The organism is Cytobacillus firmus DS1 (assembly GCF_000565285.1).
In the GTDB taxonomy this organism is placed as follows: Bacteria; Bacillota; Bacilli; order Bacillales; family Cytobacillaceae; genus Cytobacillus; species Cytobacillus firmus_A.
The window spans coordinates 202,022-226,389 of record NZ_APVL01000001.1 but is presented as its reverse complement, the minus strand read 5'-3'; the positions used below and the strand labels follow the sequence as shown (position 1 = coordinate 226,389).

23 protein-coding genes and 1 pseudogene are annotated in these 24,368 nt (G+C 45.7%); 9 read left to right on the top strand and 15 right to left on the bottom strand.

Annotation, left to right across the window (positions count from 1 at the left end; translation table 11 throughout):
• The first annotated feature begins 498 nt into the window (after positions 1–498).
• Complete coding sequence (locus PBF_RS01155; RefSeq protein WP_035325993.1) at positions 499–3,546, top strand: efflux RND transporter permease subunit; 3,048 nt, start codon at positions 499–501, stop codon at positions 3,544–3,546.
• Positions 3,547–3,706: 160 nt separating this feature from the next.
• On the opposite strand, the gene PBF_RS26355 is transcribed toward PBF_RS01155, so the two are convergent.
• The 4 genes from PBF_RS26355 to PBF_RS01135 form a co-directional block, all read right to left on the bottom strand.
• Positions 3,707–3,961 carry a hypothetical protein gene (locus PBF_RS26355; RefSeq protein ID WP_200870000.1) on the bottom strand — a complete coding sequence of 85 codons (255 nt, stop codon included), beginning with the start codon at positions 3,959–3,961 and terminating at the stop codon, positions 3,707–3,709.
• A gap of 155 nt (positions 3,962–4,116) precedes the next feature.
• Positions 4,117–4,707: a CBO0543 family protein gene (locus tag PBF_RS01145; protein ID WP_235192176.1), complete on the bottom strand. Its 591-nt coding sequence runs from the start codon at positions 4,705–4,707 to the stop codon at positions 4,117–4,119.
• Between the two features lie 272 nt (positions 4,708–4,979).
• Positions 4,980–5,741, bottom strand: coding sequence for a MerR family transcriptional regulator (locus PBF_RS01140; RefSeq protein ID WP_035325986.1), 762 nt, complete (start codon positions 5,739–5,741; stop codon positions 4,980–4,982).
• Between the two features lie 98 nt (positions 5,742–5,839).
• Positions 5,840–6,211 carry a hypothetical protein gene (locus PBF_RS01135; protein WP_035325983.1) on the bottom strand — a complete coding sequence of 124 codons (372 nt, stop codon included), beginning with the start codon at positions 6,209–6,211 and terminating at the stop codon, positions 5,840–5,842.
• Between the two features lie 156 nt (positions 6,212–6,367).
• On the opposite strand from PBF_RS01135, the gene PBF_RS01130 reads away from it, so the two are divergent.
• Positions 6,368–6,622 carry a DUF3949 domain-containing protein gene (locus tag PBF_RS01130; RefSeq protein ID WP_035325980.1) on the top strand — a complete coding sequence of 85 codons (255 nt, stop codon included), beginning with the start codon at positions 6,368–6,370 and terminating at the stop codon, positions 6,620–6,622.
• 108 nt (positions 6,623–6,730) lie between these two features.
• On the opposite strand, the gene PBF_RS01125 is transcribed toward PBF_RS01130, so the two are convergent.
• On the bottom strand, positions 6,731–8,344 hold the full coding sequence (locus PBF_RS01125) for an acyl-CoA dehydrogenase family protein (protein ID WP_035325977.1): 1,614 nt from the start codon (positions 8,342–8,344) through the stop codon (positions 6,731–6,733).
• Between the two features lie 92 nt (positions 8,345–8,436).
• On the opposite strand from PBF_RS01125, the gene PBF_RS01120 reads away from it, so the two are divergent.
• The 3 genes from PBF_RS01120 (at position 8,437) to PBF_RS01110 (ending at position 11,796) form a co-directional block, all read left to right on the top strand.
• Positions 8,437–8,826 (top strand): MerR family DNA-binding protein, encoded by a 390-nt coding sequence (locus PBF_RS01120; protein ID WP_035325973.1) that lies wholly within the window; start codon positions 8,437–8,439, stop codon positions 8,824–8,826.
• Between the two features lie 26 nt (positions 8,827–8,852).
• Positions 8,853–10,337: a class I adenylate-forming enzyme family protein gene (locus PBF_RS01115; protein WP_035325970.1), complete on the top strand. Its 1,485-nt coding sequence runs from the start codon at positions 8,853–8,855 to the stop codon at positions 10,335–10,337.
• Between the two features lie 580 nt (positions 10,338–10,917).
• Positions 10,918–11,796, top strand: a complete 879-nt coding sequence (locus tag PBF_RS01110; protein WP_035325967.1) for an aminoglycoside 6-adenylyltransferase — start codon at positions 10,918–10,920, stop codon at positions 11,794–11,796.
• Positions 11,797–12,145: 349 nt separating this feature from the next.
• Here the strand turns inward: PBF_RS01110 and PBF_RS01105 are convergent, their stop codons facing one another.
• A complete protein-coding gene (locus PBF_RS01105; RefSeq protein WP_035325963.1) occupies positions 12,146–13,453 on the bottom strand; it encodes a uracil/xanthine transporter in 1,308 nt (435 codons plus the stop codon).
• A 271-nt stretch (positions 13,454–13,724) separates the two neighbouring features.
• A pseudogene (locus PBF_RS01100) lies at positions 13,725–13,913 on the bottom strand (DUF819 family protein); the annotation flags it as partial.
• A gap of 203 nt (positions 13,914–14,116) precedes the next feature.
• On the opposite strand from PBF_RS01100, the gene PBF_RS01095 reads away from it, so the two are divergent.
• Both PBF_RS01095 and PBF_RS01090 read left to right on the top strand, forming a co-directional pair.
• Positions 14,117–14,806, top strand: a complete 690-nt coding sequence (locus tag PBF_RS01095; RefSeq protein ID WP_035325957.1) for an ABC transporter ATP-binding protein — start codon at positions 14,117–14,119, stop codon at positions 14,804–14,806.
• A complete protein-coding gene (locus tag PBF_RS01090; RefSeq protein WP_035325954.1) occupies positions 14,803–16,140 on the top strand; it encodes an ABC transporter permease in 1,338 nt (445 codons plus the stop codon). The genes PBF_RS01095 and PBF_RS01090 overlap by 4 nt, the downstream gene beginning before the upstream one ends.
• A gap of 45 nt (positions 16,141–16,185) precedes the next feature.
• On the opposite strand, the gene PBF_RS01085 is transcribed toward PBF_RS01090, so the two are convergent.
• From PBF_RS01085 to PBF_RS01065, 5 genes are all read right to left on the bottom strand, one after another.
• Positions 16,186–16,578, bottom strand: a complete 393-nt coding sequence (locus PBF_RS01085) for a DUF1761 domain-containing protein (RefSeq protein ID WP_035325950.1) — start codon at positions 16,576–16,578, stop codon at positions 16,186–16,188.
• 23 nt (positions 16,579–16,601) lie between these two features.
• The gene (locus tag PBF_RS01080; protein WP_035325947.1) at positions 16,602–17,549 is read right to left on the bottom strand and encodes an AraC family transcriptional regulator; all 948 of its coding nucleotides are present in this window, start codon (positions 17,547–17,549) and stop codon (positions 16,602–16,604) included.
• A gap of 128 nt (positions 17,550–17,677) precedes the next feature.
• Positions 17,678–18,133 carry an SRPBCC family protein gene (locus PBF_RS01075; RefSeq protein WP_035325944.1) on the bottom strand — a complete coding sequence of 152 codons (456 nt, stop codon included), beginning with the start codon at positions 18,131–18,133 and terminating at the stop codon, positions 17,678–17,680.
• The gene (locus PBF_RS01070) at positions 18,130–18,474 is read right to left on the bottom strand and encodes a MerR family transcriptional regulator (protein WP_035325941.1); all 345 of its coding nucleotides are present in this window, start codon (positions 18,472–18,474) and stop codon (positions 18,130–18,132) included. The genes PBF_RS01075 and PBF_RS01070 overlap by 4 nt, the downstream gene beginning before the upstream one ends.
• Before the next feature lie 117 nt (positions 18,475–18,591).
• On the bottom strand, positions 18,592–19,323 hold the full coding sequence (locus tag PBF_RS01065; RefSeq protein ID WP_035325938.1) for a DUF1836 domain-containing protein: 732 nt from the start codon (positions 19,321–19,323) through the stop codon (positions 18,592–18,594).
• A 175-nt stretch (positions 19,324–19,498) separates the two neighbouring features.
• Between PBF_RS01065 and htpX the strand changes: the two genes are divergently transcribed.
• Positions 19,499–20,380 (top strand): protease HtpX, encoded by an 882-nt coding sequence (gene htpX / locus PBF_RS01060; protein ID WP_035325935.1) that lies wholly within the window; start codon positions 19,499–19,501, stop codon positions 20,378–20,380.
• A gap of 341 nt (positions 20,381–20,721) precedes the next feature.
• Positions 20,722–20,955, top strand: coding sequence for a DUF378 domain-containing protein (locus PBF_RS01055; protein ID WP_035325931.1), 234 nt, complete (start codon positions 20,722–20,724; stop codon positions 20,953–20,955).
• A gap of 296 nt (positions 20,956–21,251) precedes the next feature.
• On the opposite strand, the gene PBF_RS01050 is transcribed toward PBF_RS01055, so the two are convergent.
• The 3 genes from PBF_RS01050 to PBF_RS01040 form a co-directional block, all read right to left on the bottom strand.
• Positions 21,252–21,839 carry an SAM-dependent methyltransferase gene (locus PBF_RS01050; RefSeq protein WP_035325928.1) on the bottom strand — a complete coding sequence of 196 codons (588 nt, stop codon included), beginning with the start codon at positions 21,837–21,839 and terminating at the stop codon, positions 21,252–21,254.
• A gap of 66 nt (positions 21,840–21,905) precedes the next feature.
• Positions 21,906–22,745 carry an STAS domain-containing protein gene (locus PBF_RS01045; protein ID WP_035326595.1) on the bottom strand — a complete coding sequence of 280 codons (840 nt, stop codon included), beginning with the start codon at positions 22,743–22,745 and terminating at the stop codon, positions 21,906–21,908.
• A 183-nt stretch (positions 22,746–22,928) separates the two neighbouring features.
• Positions 22,929–24,272 carry a sodium-dependent transporter gene (locus PBF_RS01040; protein WP_035325926.1) on the bottom strand — a complete coding sequence of 448 codons (1,344 nt, stop codon included), beginning with the start codon at positions 24,270–24,272 and terminating at the stop codon, positions 22,929–22,931.
• Positions 24,273–24,368: the final 96 nt, after the last annotated feature.

Sequence of the window (24,368 nt, the reverse complement as noted above, 5' to 3'; positions counted from 1 at the left end):
AGGTGATGGGGATTAACTGCCGTTTTGATTCCGCTATCGTACATTTGGTAGTTAGTCCGGGGACTAACTACCATTTTTTCTTGACTCGATACTTTTTCGTCGTTACTCTTTGTGGTTAACTGCCATTTTTTCGTCAATAATCCGGAAGATTAACTACCACTTCCCCTCCTCCCGCCACTTTTTCGGCGTTAATCCGGCAGATTCACTGCAATCCCCTTCTTTTCAAGGTTTTCGCCCTTGATCCCAGCCTGCTTCTTCTCAGCCTTAAGTCCGATAGCAATATATGTCTCTGGCTCGTTATGGCTCTCTTTTATCCCGGTTAAGATAGTATTTGTAATAAATGTTAAGTTTTTCCTGCAAACGAGGTCAGACTTTGACGAAATAGGTCGGACGAATTATTGGAATATTACAGAAAAAGTAGTTATTAATACCTATTTGCGTCTGTATAATTAGATCTTGGGTGCAAATTTTCACTATTAGGGAGTAAGGAGAATGTTTATGAAAGTATTAAAAATGGTTGTAGAGAGAAAGATTTTGGTAGCGCTTATGACAGTGCTGGTTTTGGCCATTGGCAGCTTTTCCATTATGGAATTGGATAAGGAGCTGATGCCTCCGGTGACAATGGATGGCGCTTATGTGGAGGTCAGCGCGGGTGAAATGGCTGCTATTGAAGTGGAGCGATCGATTACCAATCCCCTGGAGCAGCAAATCAGGGGGATTGAGGGAGTGGAATCGGTTGACTCCACATCGGCAATCGGACGGAGTTCATTTCAAATTACATTTGAACAGGGCCGGGGCGATGATCTTTTTAAAGAAGTAGAGTCTGCTGCAAATGCCGCTAAAGGCGGGAATGCAGCAATTACGGATGTCACGGCCGGGCAGTATGGGACCACGCAAAGCTATGAATTCTATATGGATGTATCCGGCGGCAGCATGGAGGAAATGACCGCTTTCGCAAAAGAAACCCTTGAACCGCGGCTGGAAGCATTGCCGGAAGTCCGCGATGTATCGCTGGCCGGGGTTCAGGAGCATGAGGTAATCATTGAACTCGACCGCAGCAAATTGACGGAAAAAGGGCTCGATTCTGCGGCTGTCATTGGTGCGATTCAGCAGGTGAACAGCGAAGCAACCCTCGGAGAACTAAGCAGTGACTCCGGTTCCCCCTCTCTCCGCTGGAATACGAAGCTTGAAAATGTGCAGGATGTTGAAAATATTAAAATCCCGTCTCAAAATGGGTTTATTGATTTAAAAGATGTGGCAGATGTCCGTTTTCAGCCGGTGGAAAGCTCATCGTTCGTCTGGAAAAACGGCACCAAGGACTTCATTTTTGTCCAGGTTGGGCGCTCAGCAAATGCCACTCAAATCGAAATGGCAGCCGCTGTCCGGGATGAAGTGAAGAACATTCGCGAAGACGGCCTGGTAAAGGGCTTTGAACTGAACGAAATGGTAGCACAGGCAGATTATGTACAGGAATCGATTGATGGCGTGACCGGCAACATTTTAATCGGCGGCGTCATTGCCATTGCCATACTGCTGATCTTTTTAAGAAATGTCAGGGCCACTTTTATCATCGGCCTGTCGATTCCGACCTCCATCCTGCTGACATTTGCGGCGATGTGGGTATTTGATTACAGCTTTAATATGCTGACCCTGATTGGGCTCGGTCTTGGAATCGGAATGATGGTGGATTCTTCGATTGTCATTATCGAATCCATCTATCGAAAGAAGGAACAGGGACTGGGCAAGCTTGAGTCCGTTTTGGAAGGAACGAAAGAGGTTTCCTCCGCTGTTATTGCTTCGATGCTTACGACGATTGTCGTGTTCCTGCCGATCGGTTTGATTGGCGGCGATGTGGGCTCATTCATGATCATGCTGTCTGCTGTTGTAGCCATTACACTGATCAGTTCAGTTATTGTCTCGTTCACTTTGATCCCTTCTCTTTCGGAGAAAATGCTGAAGCTCCGCAAGCCAAAGAAAGAGCACAAAGAAGGACCGATTATGCGTATGTATAGCCGGCTTGCGGCATGGGCCATCCGGAAAAAACGGTACAGTTTTGCCGTCATTGCGATTTTCTTCCTGATGTTTGCCGGCTCTTTAACGCTTGTGACGAAAATTCCGATGACGATCATGCCGGATATGTTCAACCGCTACACAGAGCTGATGGTTAACCTTGAAACAGGGCTTTCTCCCGAAGAAAAAGAAGATATCGCCCAGGGGATCAACCAGAAACTTCAATCCATTGAAGATGTAGAGTCTAATTATGTCATGGACAGCGGCGGTATGTTCTATACGATCATTAATATGACAAAGGGCGATGACATTACAAGAGAGCAAAAAGATGTCAATGAAGACATTATGAAAGAACTTCGCAGCCTGTCTGATACCCTCCCGGTTAAAAATGTTCAAAGTGCGATGTCAGCTGGCGGCGGTTCACCGGTTCAAGTAAATATTACGGGTGAAGAATTTGCAGAACTGCAGAAGCTTGCAGGAGATTTTTCAGAGGAGCTCGAAAAAATTGACGGCATCGTTGGTGTAACCAATTCGATGGAGCGCACATCAAAGGAGCAGGTTGTTGTTTTAAAAGAAGAACCGATTGAAAAAGCAGGCTTAACCCAGCTGCAAATCAGGCAGTTTGTGGAGCAGGCTTTCATGGAATTGCCTGTTGGGGAAATGGCCATGAATGAAGAAAAGGTCCCACTTGCCTTGAAGTGGGCTGAAAAAACAGATTCCAGGTCAGCACTGCTGGATTTAAAAATTCCGACTGCCCAGGGTGAGAAAGCATTATCCTCCTTCATAGATTTGAAGAGTGCAGAAACACCGAATGAAATTTCTCATCATGACGGGGATCGCTTCATTTCCATTTCTGCTGATATCGAAGGCAGGGATCTTGGGGCTGTGAACCGGGATGTCCAAAAGCTGATCAATGATTTTGAAGCCCCTGCCGGATATAGTGCTGGAGCTGCCGGCGATCTTGAGCAGCAGCAGGAATTGATCATGGATATGGTGTTTGTTTTAGCCATTGCGCTTTTCCTTGTGTATCTGGTGATGGCTGTGCAGTTTAACCATCTGGGCCATCCCCTGATCGTCATGTCTGTCATTCCGATGACCATCGTTGGCGTCATACTCGGACTGTTTTTAACCCAGATGGAACTTAGTGTCATGTCAGGAATGGGCATTGTTATGCTGATTGGGATTGTGCTCAATAACGCAATCCTGCTGATCGACCGTACGAACCAGCTTCGCATGGAAGGCTTCTCTATTGAAGATGCACTTCTCGAAGCCGGCAAAAACCGGATCCGGCCGATTTTTATGACCACTTTGACTACTGTTGGCGGAATGCTGCCGCTTGCTTTGGCATCGGGAACTTCCGGCAACTATCAGGCACCAATGGCAATGGTCATTATTTCCGGCCTGATGTTTGCGACCTTTATTACGCTTCTCCTGATTCCGGCGGTTTATCGCTTGTTCTCTTCATCCAACCTCCATTTTGGCTGGGTGAAGAAAAAGCAGAAAAAGGTGAAGGTGATTCCTGAGACCGTTAATTAACTGTGAACAGCCCCCTCAATAAAGTGAAACTTCAATCAGTGGGGGTTTTCCTTATACCCCACTGATTGTTAGTTGAACCAATCGGGCCTTTACGGGCAGTTTGGCCCCCGCTTACCCTCCTTTGATTCTCAGAGTCTTGAAGCGGGGGTCTTACTGCCCGTTAGACTGCGAAAAATGAGGGGGCATTTGCGGATATTTCAAACAATATGGACAAGGGCTCTTTCCTTCTCGCTTTCCCTTCATATATTAGAAGGAGAAAGGAGTGAATTCCATGTGCCATTATTGTGTTGAAGAATATTATTACAAGAAAAAGGTCTGCTGCAAAAAGAAAGAAGAGCCTGAACGTCACGGCTGTAAGAAATGCACAAGCGATTTTAAACACCACTGTTCCTGCAAAAAATGTTCCTATGAGCATAAAAGCTGCTCCTGTAAAAAATGCACACCTGAAATTCATCATTGCACCTGCAAAAAATGCTCATTTGAGCGGCATTACAGCTGCTGTAAAAAGTGTTTCCACAGCTCTCACTATTAATCATGAAAAACAGCGGCCAGCTTGGCTGACCGCTTGTCTTATTTTTCCACCGCACGCTTTAAGGACAGCGTCAAAAGACGAATACACAGAAAAAAGAGGATAAAGCCTATTAACGAATAAGTATGCTTCCAATTTATGAGTACAAACATATTTAAGAAACTAAATAACGGTTCAATGATATAAGCAAACAGGACTCCCAGGCCCACTGCTGCGACGGTATAGCTTTTCCATGTGCTGAAATACTGGTAAATCAGCATCCCAGATACCGGAATGATTACAAAATCCGCAGGGACTAACGGAGGGATAAAGTGAAACAGCTTATCCGGATATCCCCACAAAAGAATGCTCACACCTACGACATCCAGGAAACAGGCGAAGATCGCACAGATTAAGCCGAAAGTCAGTATTTCAAATAACCTGCTCTTATCCAGCAGCCTCCACCAAATAAAAAATGGCAAAATGCTTGCAGCCAGCAGCAGCCACCAATTAAAACTGAACAAATCCTCATGGACCCAATGCTCAAGAGAAATATCTCTTAATTTCTCCCTAATGGATTGCTCATCTTTATAGGAAGGAATGCGGCTCATCTCATCACCCCTGCCATTTTGAGTTGGTATCTTGTTACTCATTTTCCCCTATGGAAGGAGTTACATACAGTAAGCAGATGGTTTTAGTGAAATATTGGCGGATAGCGCAAAGTTAATTTGTATGGCGCAAGTAGAATAGAGATGAACGCAATTTTCGTCTGCAGTCTCATATTTTGCATGGTGGCACAAAAAGTGGGATGTTACGCATTTACCCTGGAGCACTAACGCAATTATCAACCAGAACGATTCCATTTTCCTCTGCAGCGGGATATTCAGCCAAAAAAAAGCGGCCGCAGAGCCAGCCGCTTTCATACCTATTGCTGTCCAGTATAAATCTTGATTGCATCCCTTAAAAACTCAGCGGCACCCGGCTGAATTTTATCATAATAAGCTTTAAACCTTTCATCTGCAACATACATTTCTGCAAGGCCGGCGTGGGCCTCTTTGCTGTATTCGTTCCAATAGAAGGTGATCCATTGCTTATGCAGTTCGGCTGCTTTTTGAGCCAGCCCGCCTGCCGGGTCGCCTGTTTCCATGGCCTGGGATAAGGTGCTGTTCACCTCTTCGGCCAGTTTGGTTACAGCCTCATGCTCCTCCCGGGTCATGTTCATTAGTTTGGCATTCGACTTATTAACCGCCTCCTCACCATATTTTTCGCGGATTTCTTTTCCGTATTGCTTCTCGTTATCTTCAATCATTTTCTTTTTGAACCCTTCAAACTTCTCTTTGTCTGACATGTTCGTTCTCCCTTCTGCTGATGCTATCGTTTTTTCTACATTTGTAATAAGCAGATCAAGCTGTTTTCTTTTCTCAAGGAGTTTCTCGCGGTGCTCTTTCAGCGCATCCGCAGCGTCGAAAGCGGGTGCTGTGATGATTTCCTTGATCTGATCGAGGCTGACGCCCAATTCTCGGTAGAACAGAATCTGCTGCAGTCTGTCAACTTCATGCCGGCCATAAATCCGGTATCCCGACGAATTGGTTCTTGCCGGCTTAAGAATTCCAATTTCGTCATAATACCTGAGAGTCCTCGAGCTGACCCCGGCCAGCTGCGCAAGCTTCTGCACTGTGTATTCCATGCGATGGTCCTCCTTTCGAAAAGTTATAGAAAGTACTTTCTGTTAATAACGATACACCTTTACGCAGCGTGAAGGTCAAACACTTTTTATAAAAAAGATTAATTCAGTTTTTTAATCAGGAGAGCAGCGGTGGTCCTGGAGATTCTGCAGCCTTCCAGGTCCGCTACCTTAATCAATCCAAGGTCCATGGCTGATTTTATTTTGCCTTCATCCGGACGCTTTTGAATCAGATCGATAAGATTCAGCTCCTCGAGTTTGCTGACAGTTGGAGCGGGATCAAACTTCTCTGTCCTCCTAATCTGTCTCTGCAGTTTATAACTATCAATCTTGATTTCCCCTTTTTCATTCTGTCCCACTGCTGTATCAAAATACTGGTGGAACAGGTCTTTCAATTTATCCAGTTCTGCTTCCAGGTCCTTTTTCCTGCGGTTCAGCTCATCAAAACGGACCAGCATCTCTTTTGTAATCATGGTTGGATCGCCTCTTTTCTTGGATGATACTTCATCTTATTTTGGAAGCGGCGGATTTATGCCTATAAATAGGAACGTACGTTCTTGCATGGTCCTTGAATGCGAGTAGGCATTATTTGGTGTAAAATGGAATTAATCAGTCTGGGAGGGGATAAGATGCTTTTAACCATTTTTTGGGTGGTTCTCGGGCTATATGTTTTGCTTTCTCTCATCATCCTGCCCATGCAATACCGCTTTTTGGCTAACCTAAAAGAGATGGAGGCCAAAAACAAAGCGAAGGGGAAAACACAGGGAGAAATGTATGACAGCATGAGGGTTCATGAACTGGTTCTGCATGAGAACATGCAGGGAAATCCGATCTTCTTCCTGGCCAATTTGCTGGCATCGGTTATCTATCGGATTAAGCACTGAGCGGTTTCGCAGATGAAATTTGGTGTTTATATTGAGAAATTTGGAACGTGAATTTTCGTTGGTAAAGTTACGAATAAAGCCTGGCAGACCCCTGCCAGGCTTCTTTTGTCACTGTAATTCCTCCAGAGCAATCGTCTGGTACACTTTAAAAAAGGAATCGCAGAACATATCCCACTCTTCAGCCGCTTCCATGGAGGCTTCGCTCACTTCCCCGCACACCGGGCGCTGCAGGAGATCCGTCAGCTGCTCCGCAAATCGATCAATCGTTTCCTTAGAAGCACCTGCAAGCACATCCGACACGAAATCAGCCGGCGGATACCAGTCTGCCACTCTCTGAATATCCCGGTAAATTTGCGTCAGCAGCAGATTGCGCGGGCCTTCCCACTGCTCATTAACGACGACATCCCGGAAGATGCGCGGCAGTGACGAGAATTCCTCCATAACACCATGGCCGGCAAAGACAGAGATGGCATCGCGCAGCACTTCTGCTCCTTCATTCGTCGCACAGATTTTCTGCAGAAGCACAAGCTCCCTCAGGTTAAAGAGCTGCTTTCTCAGTTCGAGCGGCTGGTTAACCGGAATCCCGGCATTCAACGGCTGGTCAAGGCGCAGAAATAGATCATAGATTTTAAAAGCGCCTGCAGCTGTCCTATGGGCGGCATTTTCAATTTTTTTCAGCATTCTCGCTGATAGCGGGTAATCTTTTACCTTTTTGCCAAAGACGGTCCGGAAATCTCCATAAATATTGGCTTCCCGGACTGCACGGAGCATAAAGGCGGCACAGGCAATGCCGATTTCAAGGCGGGATAGTGTCAGAACGATGCCGACTGCAACGGCCACTCCTTTTCCTGCCGGGCCAACCGGGTAAGCAAGAGCCCCATTATACTGAAATTCACCTGTTGGCAGCTCGGCCGTGCCCATTTTCCACTTAATCCGGTTGATTTCATAGCCGTTGCGCTTTTCATTCTCCTTATCACCAGGCAGCCAGGACGGAACAATGAACGTGGACACTTTATCAGTGCCTGATATCTTTGCAGTGACCACTGAATAGTCGGCATGTGCAACCGAGCAGAAAAATTTATTGCCGTAAAGGCGATAGTTCTTACCATCTGGAACCGCCTCAAGCACATTGGCAGGCAAATCGGAACCGCCCTGAATCTCAGTCATAAATTGGGCACCGATCGCAAAGTCCCCGTCCAGCCCCTCTTTTGTATGAAGTAAAATTTCCTCCAGCTCAGAAATATCTTCATTCGGATATTGTTCAAGGAGTGCGATTAATCCAATCGTGCATGTCAGCGGGCAGGCAACACCAGCTTCCCCCAGCTGATGAATCAGCATCCGCTTTGTGAAACTTTCCCAGGATGGCATTTTGCTTGAAAAAAGCCCTTCCCCAAACACTTCTTTTTCCAGCTGATGCGTTTCCATTGGACGGACGACACGGTCAATGCGGTGGTTGAAGGCATCAAAATGAAGCATATACGGACGGGATTCAGGCCTTGCCGCTCTCTCGGCAAGCGTGTTCCATTTGGACGAAACAGCCGGAGAAAAAACCTGCAGTTCATTATGTATCTGTTCGTATTGCGAGCCTGCATATTTTTTTAAGGCATTTTGCAAAAAGGGATCATCCTTATACCAATCCTGTTTGGCACGCCGATCTAAAAACTCATCAAATGTGTATGAATTGTTTCCTCTTATCTGGTGGTCCTGGGAAGTTATCGTCATGGAAGAATCACTCCTTTTTTGATTGACAAATACTAATATTCAGAATTATTATAAAACTAAGCTAACGTTAACGTCAACTAGGAGGATACATAATGGCAGAAGAAAAGGTATTTACCATCAGCGAGCTTGCGGCGATGTTTGACATCAGCTCCAGGACGATACGCTATTACGAGGAAATTGGCATGCTGACTTCGGAAAACCGGGACAGTCTGACCAAACAGCGCAGCTATACAAATCGCGAGCGCCGCCGGCTGAAGATGATTCTGCGCGGGAAAAAACTCGGCTTCAGCCTTCAGGAAATCAGAGAAATGATTGAACTGTATGAATCGAACCCGGAAGGCGAAGCGGAGAAAAGCATGATTATTGCCTTTGCTGACAGCAAGCTGAGGGAAATCGAAGAACAGATCATGCAGCTGCAAATGCTGCGGGAAGACATTTTGACGTACAAAGAAAAGTATGAAAACAGCCGGGTGAAGTCATAAATTCATTAAAAAAGGGGCTGAGTATAGTGGCTGCAACCATTCACGGAGTATTGGAAAGAAACGCAAGGAAATTCCCTGAAAAAGATGCTTTTATAACGGCATCGAACCGCCTTACATATGGAGACATGAACAGCACTTGCAACAGACTGGCACGATATTTTCAGGATGAAGGAATCCGGCGGGGCGATCGTGTTGCGGTAATGTCCCGCAATACGGAGCACTTCTTTTATGCTTTTTTTGCCTGCATGAAAATCGGCGCGATACCGCTGCCGATGAATATTCGCCTGACACCGAAGGAGTTGTCAGCTGTTTTTCAAAGTGCGAATGCATCCGGGGTTCTGTATGAGGTTGAGCTGGCAGAGTCGGTTTCGGCGTTAAGTGAGAGTTTGAATTTCCATTTTTCGATTCAGGATTCTCTTGAGGCTTCTGCTCATTTTTCTGCCGGCAATCTTGATGTGCCGATTGATTCGCGGGACGTCTGTGAGATTCTTTTCACATCCGGAACTACCGGGACGCCAAAGGGAGTTGTGTTCAGCCATGAACGCATTCTGGCGATCGCTTCGGCGGTTTCGGTTAATTTCAGCTTGTCGCATAATGATTCCATGCTCACCCTGATGCCACTCTCCCACTCTGCTCCTTTGAATACCTTTTTCATGAGCGGGCTATATTGCGGAGCATCCCATGTGATCGGCGACTTTACTCCAAATGTGTTCCTGAACTGGATTCAGCAGGAGAAGACGACATTCTCATTTGCGGCCCCTGTCGCCTATTTGCTTGCGGCCAAGGATCCGGATTTAGCTTCTTATGATTTATCCAGCATGCGTGTCTTTGCATATGGCGGCGGCCCGCTGGCTCTTGCCTCCTATCACCATGTGAAAAAGGCGTTCCGAAACGAAAACTTCTATCAGGTATACGGACTGACCGAAGCGGGGCCAAATGGCATTCTCTTATACCCGGAAGAGCATTTGGAGAAGGCCGGAAGCATCGGCAAAAATCCGACGGTAAACATGGAAATCCGGGTGGTCCGGCCGGATGGCACCGATACAGCTCCAAATGAATACGGTGAGATTCTTCTGACAGGTGACAGCCTCATGCTCGGGTATGACAATAATCCTGATGAAACGAACGCCGTACTGAAAGACGGCTGGCTCTATACCGGCGACATTGCCTACCGGGATGAGGATGGCTACTTTTACATCGTGGACCGTAAAAAAGATGTCATTATTTCGGGCGGGGTCAACATTTATCCGCGTGAAATTGAAGAAGTACTCGCGAAGCATGACGCGGTTTTGGAATCCTGTGTCGTCGGTGTGCCCCATGAAGAATGGGGTGAGACCGTCAAAGCAGTCGTTGTGCGAAAGAGTCAGGTGTCTGAGGAAGAATTACGGGCGTTTGCAGCCGAACATCTCGCTGAATTTAAGTGTCCTCGGATCTATTCCTTTGTGGATGAACTGCCGCGGAATGCGAGCGGCAAGATTTTGAAACAGCAGGTGAAATTGGTGCATGCTTAATTGCAGTGGGGATCAGGTGCTTGGGATGGCGCCTGATTCTTTTTGTTTTTTAGGGACGATTTTTCTGGCTCACGGCCTATTTTGGCTTCATGGCTACTATTTCCCCACTCTGATTCTATTTTCGGCTTCATGAGAGCTCCAGGGCGACCATTTTTCTGGCTCTGATGCTTTTTTCGGCTTCCATGGACCCTTTATGGCGACCATTTTCACTACTCTGGAGTCTTTTTCGGCTTCATGTTCCCTTCTTGGTATTAATGGTAGAACACCAAATGGTGGATGCAACAAGAAAAATGGAAGTTAATCTGAGCTTTTTACGACTAAATGGGATAGGCACCTGTAAAAATTGGGAATTAATGCAGCTCTTTAACGACCAAGTGAGAAAGGCACCACCAAAAATGGGCGTTAGCCCAGCTCTTTAACGACCAAATGGGACAGCCACCCGCAAAACGGGCGTTAATAAAAGCCGCTGCCAACCAAATAGAGATATCCCACAAAAAATAGTCATAAATCAGAATCACCAGAAGGAATCCTCCCCTAAATAAAGTATCTTAAAAGTAAAACCAAACAAACAGGAGGCCACATGAAGTCTAGAACCGAAACCGAGATGATGAATATGATTCAATCAGCAGCCAGGGAAGATGAGCGGGTTCGTGCGGTGATTCTGAATGGGTCGCGCGCGAATCCAAATGTAAAGAAAGATATTTTTCAGGATTATGATATTGTGTACATCGTGAGGGAAATGGAATCCTTCACCTGTGATCATAGCTGGGTTAACGTGTTTGGCGAGCGGGTGATGATGCAGATGCCGGAGGAGAAGGTGCTGCCGCCTGCCGATGGAAACGGCCGCTTTCCCTATCTGATGCAGTTTATGGACGGAAACCGGATTGATCTGACGTTGATTCCGGTTGAAAAGATAGAGGAGCTGCTGGAGCCCGACAGCCTGAGTGTACTGCTTCTTGATAAGGATGGATTGATTGGGTCCCTGCCGCCAGCCAGTGACCGGGATTATCACATTAAAAAGCCGGATGCGAAGGAGTTTGCGGATTTGTGCAATGAGTTTTGGTGGATCACAATGAATATCAGCAAAGGGCTTTGGCGCCGGGAGCTGACTTACGCGATGTTTATGCATGAGCAGATAAACCGCAGTGTGCTGATAGCCATGCTGGAATGGATGGCCGGCATCGCAGCCGATTTTACAAAGAGCGCAGGCAAAACCGGCAAGTATCTGCCCGATTTTCTTCCTGCAGAAGCATGGGAGCAGTTCGAATCCACCTATTCAGACGCCGATTTTAATCACATCTGGGAAGCCCTTTTTACCATGTGCTCCCTTTTCAGAAAAACGGCCGTCGAGGTCGCGGAGAAACTGGGATTCGAGTACCCCTTTGAAGATGATAAGCGTGTGACCGGATTCTTAAAGCATGTCCGCAGCCTGCCTGCAGATGCCCAATCCATCTATTAAGAAAAGCGCAAGCGCCTTGCCCACGAAGGAACGCAGACTAAGAGCGCCTCGTCCTGTGGCAACGTCTGCATGACCCGCATCCTCTCAAAAGCTGTCGCTTTTGGTCGTGCGATGATTATGCTGACGAAGCCTTCCTTGTCCTGCGGGCCTCAGGCATAAGACGGTTCCTGTAAGAAGGCGTATTTCCTTTTGGAAGGAAACGGCTTATGATGAGTCCCTAGGAGCCGAAACAAGACAAGCTTGTGACCTCGAGGGGGTAGGCTAGGCTGCTTGCTAGACAGTTATCGACGTTCAAAAATTATATACTTTCTTATCTTTTAAAAAAATCCCCTTCACACAGGGGATTTTACTAGTTATTCTTCAATTCCAGCTGTTCGAACGCAGACCAGTTCACCATTTTCTCAAGAAGAATGGAAATCAGGACGCCCATTAGAAGCCCGTTGGATAAGAATGGCTGAATTAAAACCGGCAATCCCGCGAACACCCCGGCGGGTGTATTCATCAAGCTGATGCCGATCAGGACGGGTGCGGCTAAACGGAAGATTGTGTCTGAGTTGAACACTTTTCCGCTTAAGCTGTTGAAGGCAGTCCCGAACAGCTGCAGATACGCGACAAACAGCACGGCGTTCCCAACTGTTACCGGCATGCCGGCGAGCCATGAGCCCAGGTGCGGAATCAGACCAATGACCGTCAACAGTGCGCCGCCAATGAAGAATGGTGTTCTCATCAATATTCGCGTACTCTGAAGGAATCCGATCGATGAGGTAAATGGCGTATACGGCACAAGGCCAAACCCGCTTCCAATCACCGTAAATAACGCGGTGATAAAAATCGATCCGCGGTACTCGCGCTTCCCGGATTCTTTTTTAAATAGGCGGTCACCAGAACTGATAGAAGCGACTGTGTTGCTCAGGTTCATCAGGCACGCAAAGAACGCTACTGACACAATTCCGAATTCAAGGTTAGGCTGTCCCAGCGGAAACAGCGTAAAGCTCACATCTCCGGCCGCTGTCCCCTGGACCGCTTCACCTGCAAACAGGAGATCATAGCCGATCCAGCCTGCCAGCAACCCTATTAAAATAGAAAAATTGCTGATGACGGCGTTCCCTTTTAATTTTAATAAACTTACAAAAATAACAAGGGCAAAGGAATAAAAGGTGATGGGAACATCAATTGTGCCCTGTTCACTGACCTTCATCATGCCTTTGAAAAAGATAAAAATCAGCTGGAAGGTTAATAGGAACAGGTAAACGGACATCACCATAGGGCTGAATATCGATTTTAGCAGAGAGATGCCGTTGAAGGCTGCTAGAATTAGGGTGACAGCTGAAGCGAGCAGAACGCCTGTCGCAATTCCGCCCCCGATTTCCGTATAGCTCATGCCAAGGGACGATGCCGACAGACCAAGGTTTAAGATGACTCCCCACAGCAAGCCGGAATGGCCTTCCATGAGCGGGTAGCGATGTCCTTTCCAGCCTTGAAAAATGGTTGCCAGCCCAGTAAAGATAAGCGAGGCTCTCAACATCATCGCAATCGTTTCTCCCGGCAGCCCGAAGACTGTTCCAACCGAGATCGGAACCATCACTGTATTGGCAAAAATAAAAAATAGCCATTGAACAGAAGAAAATATCGTTACGGTACCAAACCGTTTATCCAAGGTATCAACACCGCTTTCTATTATTTCGTTACTCTAAAAATAAACCAGCTATTATTATAGTACAAATCCTGAAAAATTTCTTTGGATTTTTCTTGAAGAAGGGTGAAATTTGGGAGAAAGAGGAGCTGGATCGCGGAATATCAGGGGCTCAACGATAAAGTGAAATTTTGACCGATATCCATTAATTGACCGAAATACCAGAGATGTTAACGGCCTTGCAAAATAGAAATAGCCCGCAAAATTCAATGCGGGCCTCCCTCTTTTTACATAAACCGGAAAACCACAGTCCAAGCGCAGTGCCGACATAGTTGCCGATGATATAGCCCAGTGTTCCGACAACGAGAATCGGTCCAATCAGGTCCTGCCAGCCTTTAGCGATGGCCATCGCAGCAGCAGTGGTCGGGCCGCCGACATTGGCATTGCTGGCCAAAAGGATTTCTTCGATGTCATATTTTAGTATAGCATTTCCTCCTTTTTTACAGTTCACTACTACTCACATTAGTCGTATCTCTTTTAAAATTTAAAATATTCAAACCAAACGAGATGGATTCGACAAAATTCGGGTGGTGCCTGTCACCAAAAATTATTTTATATTTTTTGAAGCCGGAAGTGCCCTTTCGTACGTCTAGATGGCAGACACTTTTTTAGAAGGAAGGTTATTGCGTGATAGACGTTAGAGAATTAAGCCATGCGTTTGAGATTGGCAAAAAAGAAAAGAAGACGGTTATTCCGGTATTGGAGGGTGTTTCTTTTTCAGTGGAGAAAGGCGAGATTGTAACAATTGTGGGCAGGAGCGGATCCGGGAAGTCGACGCTTTTGAATATCATCAGCGGTTTTATTAAGCCAAAGCATGGTGAGGTCTGGATTCATGGCGAGAAGGTCAGTGACTATAACGAAGGAAAATTCGCTGATTTCCGCCTGGCAAATCTCGGATTCATTTTCCAGAGCTTTCAGCTGATTCCGAGCATGACGGCTTACCAGAATGTCGAGCTCCCTCTTATTCTCAAGGGAATGCCCGAAAAGGAAAGACAGCAGAAGACGGAAGAGACGTTAAAGCGTGTAGGACTCATTGAATATAAGGACCATTATCCAAGTGAGCTTTCCGGCGGACAGCAGCAGCGTGTCAGCATCGCCCGGGCGCTTGTCGTGAATCCTCCCCTCATTCTTGCTGATGAACCGACTGGCAGCCTGGACAGCGAAACAGAAAACGAGCTGCTCCAGTTCATTCAAGAGCTGAACCGTGATCTGGGCATTACGTTCCTGATTATTACGCACGACGAAAAAGTGGCAGCCATCGGCCATAAGACAATTGAAATCACAGATGGAAGGGTTATGGAGGGTGTATTGGCATGAATGTAAAAGATCAATTCCGATTTGTAAGGCAAAATATGAAAAAGAATAAAACAAGGCTGTTTATGACGATTTTAGCCACAGCGATTGGATGTACCTTTCTGATTGTACTGGCATCAGTCGGATTCGGCCTCCATAAATCGATCATCCAGGATGTAATGGAAGACAGCCTTGTGACAGAAGTTCAGGTTCACGGCAAGGAAGCGGGCGAAGGAAATTTTCAGGGCATCAAAGATGAAGATATCCAGCATTTTCAAGAAATCACCGGGGTAAAAGCAGTCACCCGCAGGCAATCTCTGCAGCAAAGCCCGATCTTTAAAACAGAGGATTATACCGCTCAATCAGAAGCCGTTTCGGCCTATTTCCCCGAAGAAGTGAAAGCAGGATTTGAGCTTTCTGAAGGAAGACTCCCGGAAAAAGGAAATGAAGTAGTGGTTGGCTCCTCCTTTGCGGATGGTCTGTCACTGGAGCCGAAAGAAGGAGAAAACGCCTTTAATGAGGATGGAACGATAAAAGAAGAATTAGCCTACAAGGGTGAGTTAGTCGGAAAGACGATTGAAATGGAAGTTATCAAAATGGAGGATGGCAAGGAAATTAAAAAGTCCATTCCCCTGACCATAACCGGGGTCACAAAAAAGCCTTCTAAAGAATGGATGCAGATCCGCACGGTCTTCATTTCTGAAGACATCTTTAAAGAAGTCGAAGCTTTCACCGGCACACCTGGCGGAAACCCGGAGCAGATTGAAGGAACGCCCGAAGATAATGGAAGGATTTACGATAGTGTCAGCCTTTATGCTAAAGATGTCGAGGCTGTCACAGGTATCAATGACAAATTGAAAGAAGACAATTATATGGTTTATTCCATCGTGAACGAGATGAGGCAGATTAATATGGTTTTTACGATTCTAAAAATCGGCCTTCTCTTCATCGGAACCATTGCTTTAATAATTGCGTCCATCGGCATTTATAATACAATGACGATGGCCGTTACGGAGCGCGCCCCCGATATCGGCATCATGAAAGCGATCGGTGCCCATCCGAAGACGATTAAGCGGATCTTTGTCCTTGAAAGCAGCTATATCGGCCTGCTTGGCGCCCTGTTTGGCACAATTGTCGCTTATGGAATCAGCTATGCCGTCAACCTGGCGCTTCCGCTTGTGCTGGAAAGAGTGTTTGAGGAAGCTCCGCCTGAGGGCCTCATGCTTTCCTACATTCCGTGGTCCCTGACACTGATCAGTGTGGCGATTTGCCTGACTGTCACCATCTTCTCCGGCTGGCGTCCTGCCAAGCGCGCGACACAGGTGGATGTGCTTAAAGCGATGAGGCGGGAAGTATAAAGCATCTTAACAGAAAGAAACATCGCCGGCTGAAACCGGCGATGTTTAATTCAATACCCCATGCAGGGCACCCAGCAAAGTGAAAATAATAAGATGATCGCCTATGGCAATTAAAAATGCCTTTTGGCTCATCAAACCGAACAGCCTATTTTTCAAATAAACCATGGAAATTATGAATCCAATCATAAAGCCCAGTGCCAGGCCTTCCATCCAGTTTCCGATTCCAATCGATTGCACAAGGACACCAATGAAAAAGGAACTGATAAACGCAATAACGACAGAAATCAAATATTTAAGAGGGCCATCACTTTGGTGGTCCTTAATTTCATTGCTTCGTGATTTCTTCCCTAATAATAAAGAATAGTAGATTCCCCCATACATCATATATAAAACCCCGCCAAGCAAGACAGCTAAAATATTCACTGAATTCCAATCCATCACTACTTCTCCACACACCCTTTCTATTTTGGTTCGATGGCCAGCGCAATAGCTTTAACTCGGCAATTAAGAGAAAGTGAGCCTGATTCTTCATCCAGCTGTACGAATTCAACCGGATTTCCCAGGTATCTGTACCCGCTTCTTGGAAGCCAATAGCTGTAGAGCTCCGAGTAGCATTCAATGAACGTGCTTCTTTCACTGTAAGGAAGAGGCTCTTCAAATTCATAAACAACATGCTTTCCGCCTGCAAATGGTGAAATAAGCTCGTCATCCTGATCTGTGATCGCACTTTCATCAACCCCGATGCAGCAGTCATACCGGCTTTTTTCAGGAGGCGTAATATACGGATTATTCCTCGGGACACCTGCTATCATCGTATTCAGATTCAGGAGCCCTCTGGATTTGGACCAATGATAGATTTCTTCCCACATATCCGGAATCCCCTGTGTATACGGGCCGATGCTTTGCCTCTTTACGATTGTGCAAGCCGGCAGCTCAATCGTCTTCACTTTTGCCAGGTCCAGCCATCTAAAATCATTATAGGTGTTTGAATGAGATCCTTCTTTCTGAATCTTGCTATAAAGTTTAGATTTCTTGCTATCATAATATTCCCTTGGAAAAAGCTCTAAATAAGCACCCTCCCTCCATTGCTTTGGACTCGTTTTAAAATTTTCCCGGAATGAGTATGTAAAATAGGATAAAGATGAAAAACCGCACATCATCGCAACTTGTGTGATTGGAATATGACGTTCGTAAATTAAATAGTGGGCCGCATTCTCGAGGCGCAGCCTTTTGATATACTCAGAAGGCGTTTCACCTGCAATTCCTTTAAACGTCCGCTGAAAGTGATAAACGGAGTATGTCGATACTGCCGCAAGCTTTTCAAGCGGAAGCGGCTCACTTAAATGTCCTTCAATATATTCGAGCACTTTATTGATTTGTTTTTGCTGTTCTTTTCCGTAAGAATTCACCTTGTAACCCCTTATTTTCATAATAGTATCGATTATATCTTACATTAGCTTTATCGCCATACAGCAGGAGAAATTAATACCTGAAAATAAAAAAACGCCGCCTCTATAAAGACCGCGCCAAACATAGTCTACATACTTTTCATTGCTTCCTCTCGAACCTTCTGCAGGAATTCCTCTACCACTTTCAGGTTGTTTTTATCGCCGCCAAGCTTCAGCATGGCCCTACCAACGAAGTTTACCCCTTTATTTTCCCCTTCATAAATAAACCTGGTGCGGGAGTCATCGATTTTGACCAGCGTAAATGCAAGGGTGATTTCAAAGGCTTTTCCCAATACAAAATGGATCTGTTTATGCTTTTTATCCTTTGAGTTCTCATAAGCCAGCGTTTCGACAATATAAGTCTCCAGGCGCTTGCCTTCTCTGTAGGTTTGCCTGTGCTTTGCCCCTGCTTCATCTTCCCTTTTTTCGATCAGGGTGTGCTCTTCGACCTTGGGCATGATTTTCTTTATGTGCTGGTCGGAAAACAGGCTCCACACCTTTTCAATATTTCTTTCAATCATGATTTCTTCTTTCCATTGAATCACAATTCTTCCTCCTTCCCCGAATCCAAAAAGGCATCGATTTCATCTATTTGACCTTGAAGCTCCTCGATCTGCTTCTCGATCAGCTTTCTTTTTTGCAGCAGCAATGCTTCAAGATTGGCGAATGATTCATCCTCCATCACAGAAATCATTTCCTGAATGGTGAAGCCTAATCTTCTTAGTTTTATTAACAGGATAGCCAAAAAGTAGCTGCCGTCATCGTAATATCGGTAATTGTTTTTTGAGTCAATAAAAGCGGGCTCCAGCAGCTTCACTTCTGCGTAGTATCGCAATGTTTCCTTCGTTAACCCCGTCATTTCCGCAAATTCGCTAATCCTGTACATCGCTTCCTCCCATTTATCTTAAACTGTGGGGTGCACCACACGGTCAATGATTATTTTCAGTGTGCATGAAAAAGGTCATAAAAAAACATCGCCTCCTATGGGCGATGCCTTATGGACTTACCCATTTAAAAATAAGGTAGCCGTTACATATTTCTTTGTCAGCGACTTGTAGTAGGCAGATAAAACCGTCAATGATGCCGTAACAAGTATATTGGAGACGATGTCTTTCTGCTGGTCAGTAAAATTCTGAAAACTCTCCAATGCTTTCAATGCTTCTTTTTTGATGCATTGCTCTGTCTGATCGTGCATGCTTTTTCCGGTACTATTGTGCTGATGGGCTTTTTCAAAAATAGCCGCGTAAGCAGAATAAAAAGGGATCGGCTCTATCAGGTCGTCTGTGCGGTCATCCAGATCATTAAAAAGGAGAGCAAGAATTTTTCGGATCGAATCAAAATCAAGCGTCGCTTTCAAATCCTCCACGATAAAAAGCATGGCAGCCTGGTCTGCTGAATACTTTTTGCCGAGCTGCGGACTGCCAATCAGGTTCTTCACATCCCGCTTCACCCAATTCTGTACTGCAGTCGAAGATAAATGGGTGAATTCAATCTGGTTTCCCAGTGCGACAATTTCATTGATGGAAAAACCGATTTTCTGCAGATCTGCCCGCAGCAATTTTTCAAAAATAGCCGGCATTTTGGTATCCAGAAAAGCTTCCATTGATATTCCTTTCTTTTCATGAGCACCCGCCCATGCCTGCTGGAGGATTTGTTTGGGCGAATGCCCTCCTTCCCCCTTCAGCGACAAAAGGAAATCAGCCATGCTTTTCCTCGATAGCTGGAATAATTCCAATATAATCAGCCCCTGCGTTCTCTTTCGATGCTTTCATCCTAATGGTTTCAATGATCACAGTCAACGTCTATTTCGTTACCGCCTAGTTTTTACTTGTCATTTCACTTGAAAAATTATATTATATAGTCAGAAGACAAGTTCATATGAACTCAAAAATAGATTAAAGGGTGAGGAAATGGGTAAACGTATTTTTTACTTTTTATTGACGAACGTGCTGGTTCTAGTGACGATCAGTGTTATTTTCTCGCTGATTGGCGGAGGAAATTACATCAATGCCCAGGGCGGCATTGATTTCGGCGCATTGCTTGTGGTCAGTGCCGTGATAGGTTTCACAGGCTCCTTCATTTCCCTGTGGATGTCCCGCTGGATGGCCAAGAGAATGATGAATGTCCAGGTGCTGGATCCGAATGGTGCCCTTTCAGCAGCTGAACGGGACATCGTGGAAAAAGTTCACCGCCTTTCAAGAGCGGCAGGCTTAACACATATGCCGGAAGTCGGGATCTACCATTCCCCTGAAGTGAACGCATTTGCAACAGGACCTTCGAAAAAACGCTCGCTTGTGGCAGTTTCAACTGGGTTGCTGCAGGAAATGGACGACGATGCCATTGAAGGTGTCATCGCCCATGAGGTGGCACACATTGCGAACGGAGACATGGTCACCATGACCCTTCTCCAGGGGGTTGTCAACACATTTGTCGTCTTCCTTGCCAGAATCGCGGCGTGGGTAGCATCCCGCTTTGTCAGAGAGGAAATGGCGCCGATTGTACATTTTATCGCTGTGATTGTGTTCCAGATCGCCTTCTCAATCCTTGGAAGTCTTGTCGTCTTCGCCTACTCCCGCCATCGTGAGTTCCATGCGGACCGCGGCGGTGCTGACCTTGCCGGCAAAGACAAAATGACACATGCCCTGCAGATGCTGAAAGCCTACTCCAGCCGCGTTAAGAGTGAAGAACAGACAGCGATCTCTACTTTGAAAATTAATAACAGAAGCAAAGCTTCCTTGTTCTCAACCCATCCGGATCTGGATGAGCGTATTAGACGTTTGAGTGCGAAGTAAGTAAAAAAGCGCATTAAACAGGAATTAACAAAGCTATCCTTTTTCGGGATAGCTTTTCCTCATTTTATTGAATGTTTTCCTCAAACTGGAGGGTTGTTTCCCTAAATTGCTGAGTCTTTTCCTCAAATTAAGTGTTATGTTCCCCAATTTCATTATACTTTTCCCGAAGTTCACATTTAATGGGCATTCTTTTTTCCCTCTAACTCTCTGGTAATTGTTTGCCCCTGCAATATTCGGGTAATCTCCTTATATACAGCAGGATTAAGCATCAGGACTCAAGCTGTGACGGTATTCTCTGATGCGGCATTCTGAATAGTAAATAAAGCGAGGAGGACAAGAACATGAACGGTTTCCAGCGTACTGCACTTGTACTAACGATTATAGGAGCCATCAATTGGGGGCTGATTGGATTTTTCCAATTTGATTTAGTTGCCAGCTTATTTGGAGGACAGGATGCAGTGTTATCAAGAATTGTCTATGGTTTAGTGGGAATTGCCGGATTGATTAATTTGGGTCTCCTCTTTAAACCAAACCGCGAATATGAAACAGAACCGGATACAAGGCCTGTACGATAAAGTGAAACTTCAATCAGTGGGGTTTTCCTTTCCCCCACTGATTTGTTAGTCGCGTTCTAGTGTCGCTAAGATCTCCGCTAGCGCTTCGATCAATCGACACTACGAACCCGATTGGTTCAACTAAGCCTCTGCCTGCGCGTCGGCAAGTTTCACTGTATCTCACCAATCGGGCCTTTACGGGTAGTTTGACCCCCACTTATCCTCCTTTGATTCCTCTGAGTCTTAAAGCGGGGGTCTTACTGCCCGTTAGACTGCGATAAAATGAAATTCCCCCAGCCTTTTGGCAGGGGGGATTTTCAATCAAACGTTTGATTGAACCGATAGACCAGAAAACGGTCGTTTTCATCACCCTTCAGTGTCACCTCTTTGATCAGCTCAAATGGAGTGCTGTTTTCCAGATAAAATAGATAATCTTCTGAAGGGTAGTATAGAATAATGTCCAGTTTGCGCGGGTTCCCTTCGGCTGAGCGGAGTATATTATTGACGACTTTCATAAAAATCTGCACCGAAAACGGATTGAAAAAGTAAAAATGAGTGTCCTGCGGAGAGATTTCATACTCCTGAGCCAGAAAGCAATGAAAGCTGATTCCTGCTTTTTCCCCCTTGTACGTGCGGAGATTTTTGATTGCCTCACGGTAAAAGTCATCACTCATTTCCACACCTGCAGCGGATGCCCGAAAGGTATGGTGTATATAAAACGGAAGCCGGCCCTTGCCACAGCCGAAGTCCACGAGGCGATCACTGCTTTTCAGCGTGTATTCGCTGAACAGTTTTTCCAGGCCCTCATAAGGAGTAGGTTCGTAGCGGTGATAGTGAAAGGATTTGTGGAACCCTTTTTGGTCACCGTGTGTATGGATATTCAGCCATTCATCAAAATCTGTCATAGCGGGCTCCTTTTAAAAAATGCCTGCCGTGTTCCAATAAGGACAGCGACAGGCAGTTGTATATGACTATTTCCCAGGTTCAATCACTAAATACTCCTGTAAGGTCTGCTGCAAAGTTCCCTTTGTTTCCGCCTGACTCTGGAATGAAACTCCAGCATGGATCATTTTGCGGACAAGTTCAGCTCGCAGGCCGGTGATGACTGCATCACAGCCCATCATTCTGATGCCGCTCAAAATCTTTTTGAAGTGGACAATGACATCAACTTCCATGTCGGCAATTCCGGAAAGGTCCATAATTAAGGTCTGTATTTTATTGGAAGAAATATCCATAAGAACTTTTTCTTCAATCGTCTGAATCCGGTACGAATCAATCATGCCAATCAGAGGCAGAACAGCGACAGACGTGCTGACCGGAATAATCGGAACGGACAAATGCTCCACCAGCTTGCGCTGCGATTTAAGCATCTCATCTTTATAGTCAGAATAGCTGATAAAGAAGTTATTTAAAAATTGGTCCACATGATCATTGACCTCTTTTTCCATACTATAAAAATCTTCAGCTACTTTGTCCTGCCCTTTAATTCTGTCATATTGGAACAGGAAGTGCCACAAAGTCCGCCGGATCGCCTGCACCCATTCAAGTTTAAAAGAAAGCGTGAGGGAATGCTCAGCCCAGGCAACGCCTTCCTGTCTGGCAAAAGCAATCAGCTCTTCTTCTCTATTTTCAGCAACATATAAAGCCATTCTTTCGGCATTTTTTAAAAGATCAATATTCCCTCTTTGCAGAATTTCATTGATCTTAGAGGCTACATTCACAGCCTCTGACAATAATTTTTGCTGAAAGTTCTCACGATTCGCAACAATAAATCCTGCAACATCGCTTGTTTCTTTGTAGGTTGCTTCCATTTTAAACATACGCCCCCTCGTTTTATCTATACAATTCGTTTAAATCGAAGTAAATCCTTCTCTTGAAAAGATCACATCATTTTTATGACAGAGTCCTAAATTTATATACCCTTTTTATTTTGCCCATAAACCTTAAATTTAATTTTTTATGAAAAAGTAAAAAAGCGCCGGATAGGCGCCTCTTTAAATAACTCCCAATGTGCTCATAAACACAACCAAAATCGTAACCGGAACAACCACTTTCATCAGGATGCTCCACGCGGTGTACATGGCTGGTGAAATGTCGCTGCCAAGCAGAAATTCTTCTTTTACAAGCCTTTTGTCCATTCTTAAAGAAATAAACAAGGCAATCAGCAGGCAGCCCAGCGGAAGCAGGATGTTGCTGACCAGGTAGTCGGTTGCATCAAAGATATTTTTTCCGAAAATCGTGAAGTCTCCAAGCAGGCTGAAGGACAGCGCAGCAGGAATCCCGGCGGCAAACATGACAATGCCGGAGATCCAGGAGATTTTTTTCCGTGAATGCTTTCCGTTCTCGATGAAGGCGGAGACGATGATTTCCAGCATACTGAACGATGATGTCAGGGTTGCAAATAAGAAAAGCAGCAGGAAGACCGCCAGGAACACTTCTCCTAATGGAATCTGTGAAAAGACAGCCGGCAGGACCATGAACAGCAGCCCCGGGCCTTCCGCCGGTTCAAATCCGAATGCAAATACAACTGGAAAAATCGCCAAGCCTGCCAGGACTGAGATGATGATGTTCATGATGACAACAGATCCGGCTGACGTTGGAATGCTGACTTTTTTATCCAGGTATGAGCTATACGTGACCATACATGAAAAACCGACTGCTAATGCAAAGAATGATTGTCCCAATGCATAGAGTGCCGATTCGCCTGTGATTTTACTAAAGTCCGGGTTCAGGAAGAACTTGACTCCTTCCATTGCTCCATCCAGCGTCAATGCGCGTATGACAAGCACGATAAAAAAGATGAATAATAGCGGCATCATGTATTTGCTTGCAGCTTCAATCCCGTTTTGGATTCCGAATGTAATGACGACAATATTAATAAGAAGAAACACAGCCAGTCCCATTAGCGTCCAGCTTGGCGTCGAAGTGATCATGCCAAATAGTTCCGGATAGGCTGCACCCGGCTTGATGATTTGGCCGCCGATCGACAGGACTGTGTAAATCAGCACCCAGCCCCCAACAACCGAGTAAAAGCTCAGCAGCAGGAAGCAGCCGATCACCCCAAGCTTCCCGGTAATTGTCCATAGGCTGTTTGGCGCCAGTTTATAATAGGCAGACACCGCTTCCTTCTGTGCGCCCCGCCCGATAATAAATTCTGAAATGAGCATTGGCAGCCCTACCAGAATCGTGAATGCGATAAACATCAGCAAAAAGGCGCCCCCGCCGCTTGTTCCGGCTACGTACGGGAACTTCCAGATGGCCCCCAGGCCAATCGCTGCACCGGCCGAGGACATAATAAAGCCGAATTTAGATGACCATTGCTCTCGATTTGTACTCATAGTTTCCCCCCTGTTTTTTGTTTTTTGGTGGTCCGGGTTCGGACTCTGACCGCGTTTTTTCGCTGGCTGTGTCAGAAGTTAATCCAGGTTCAAACT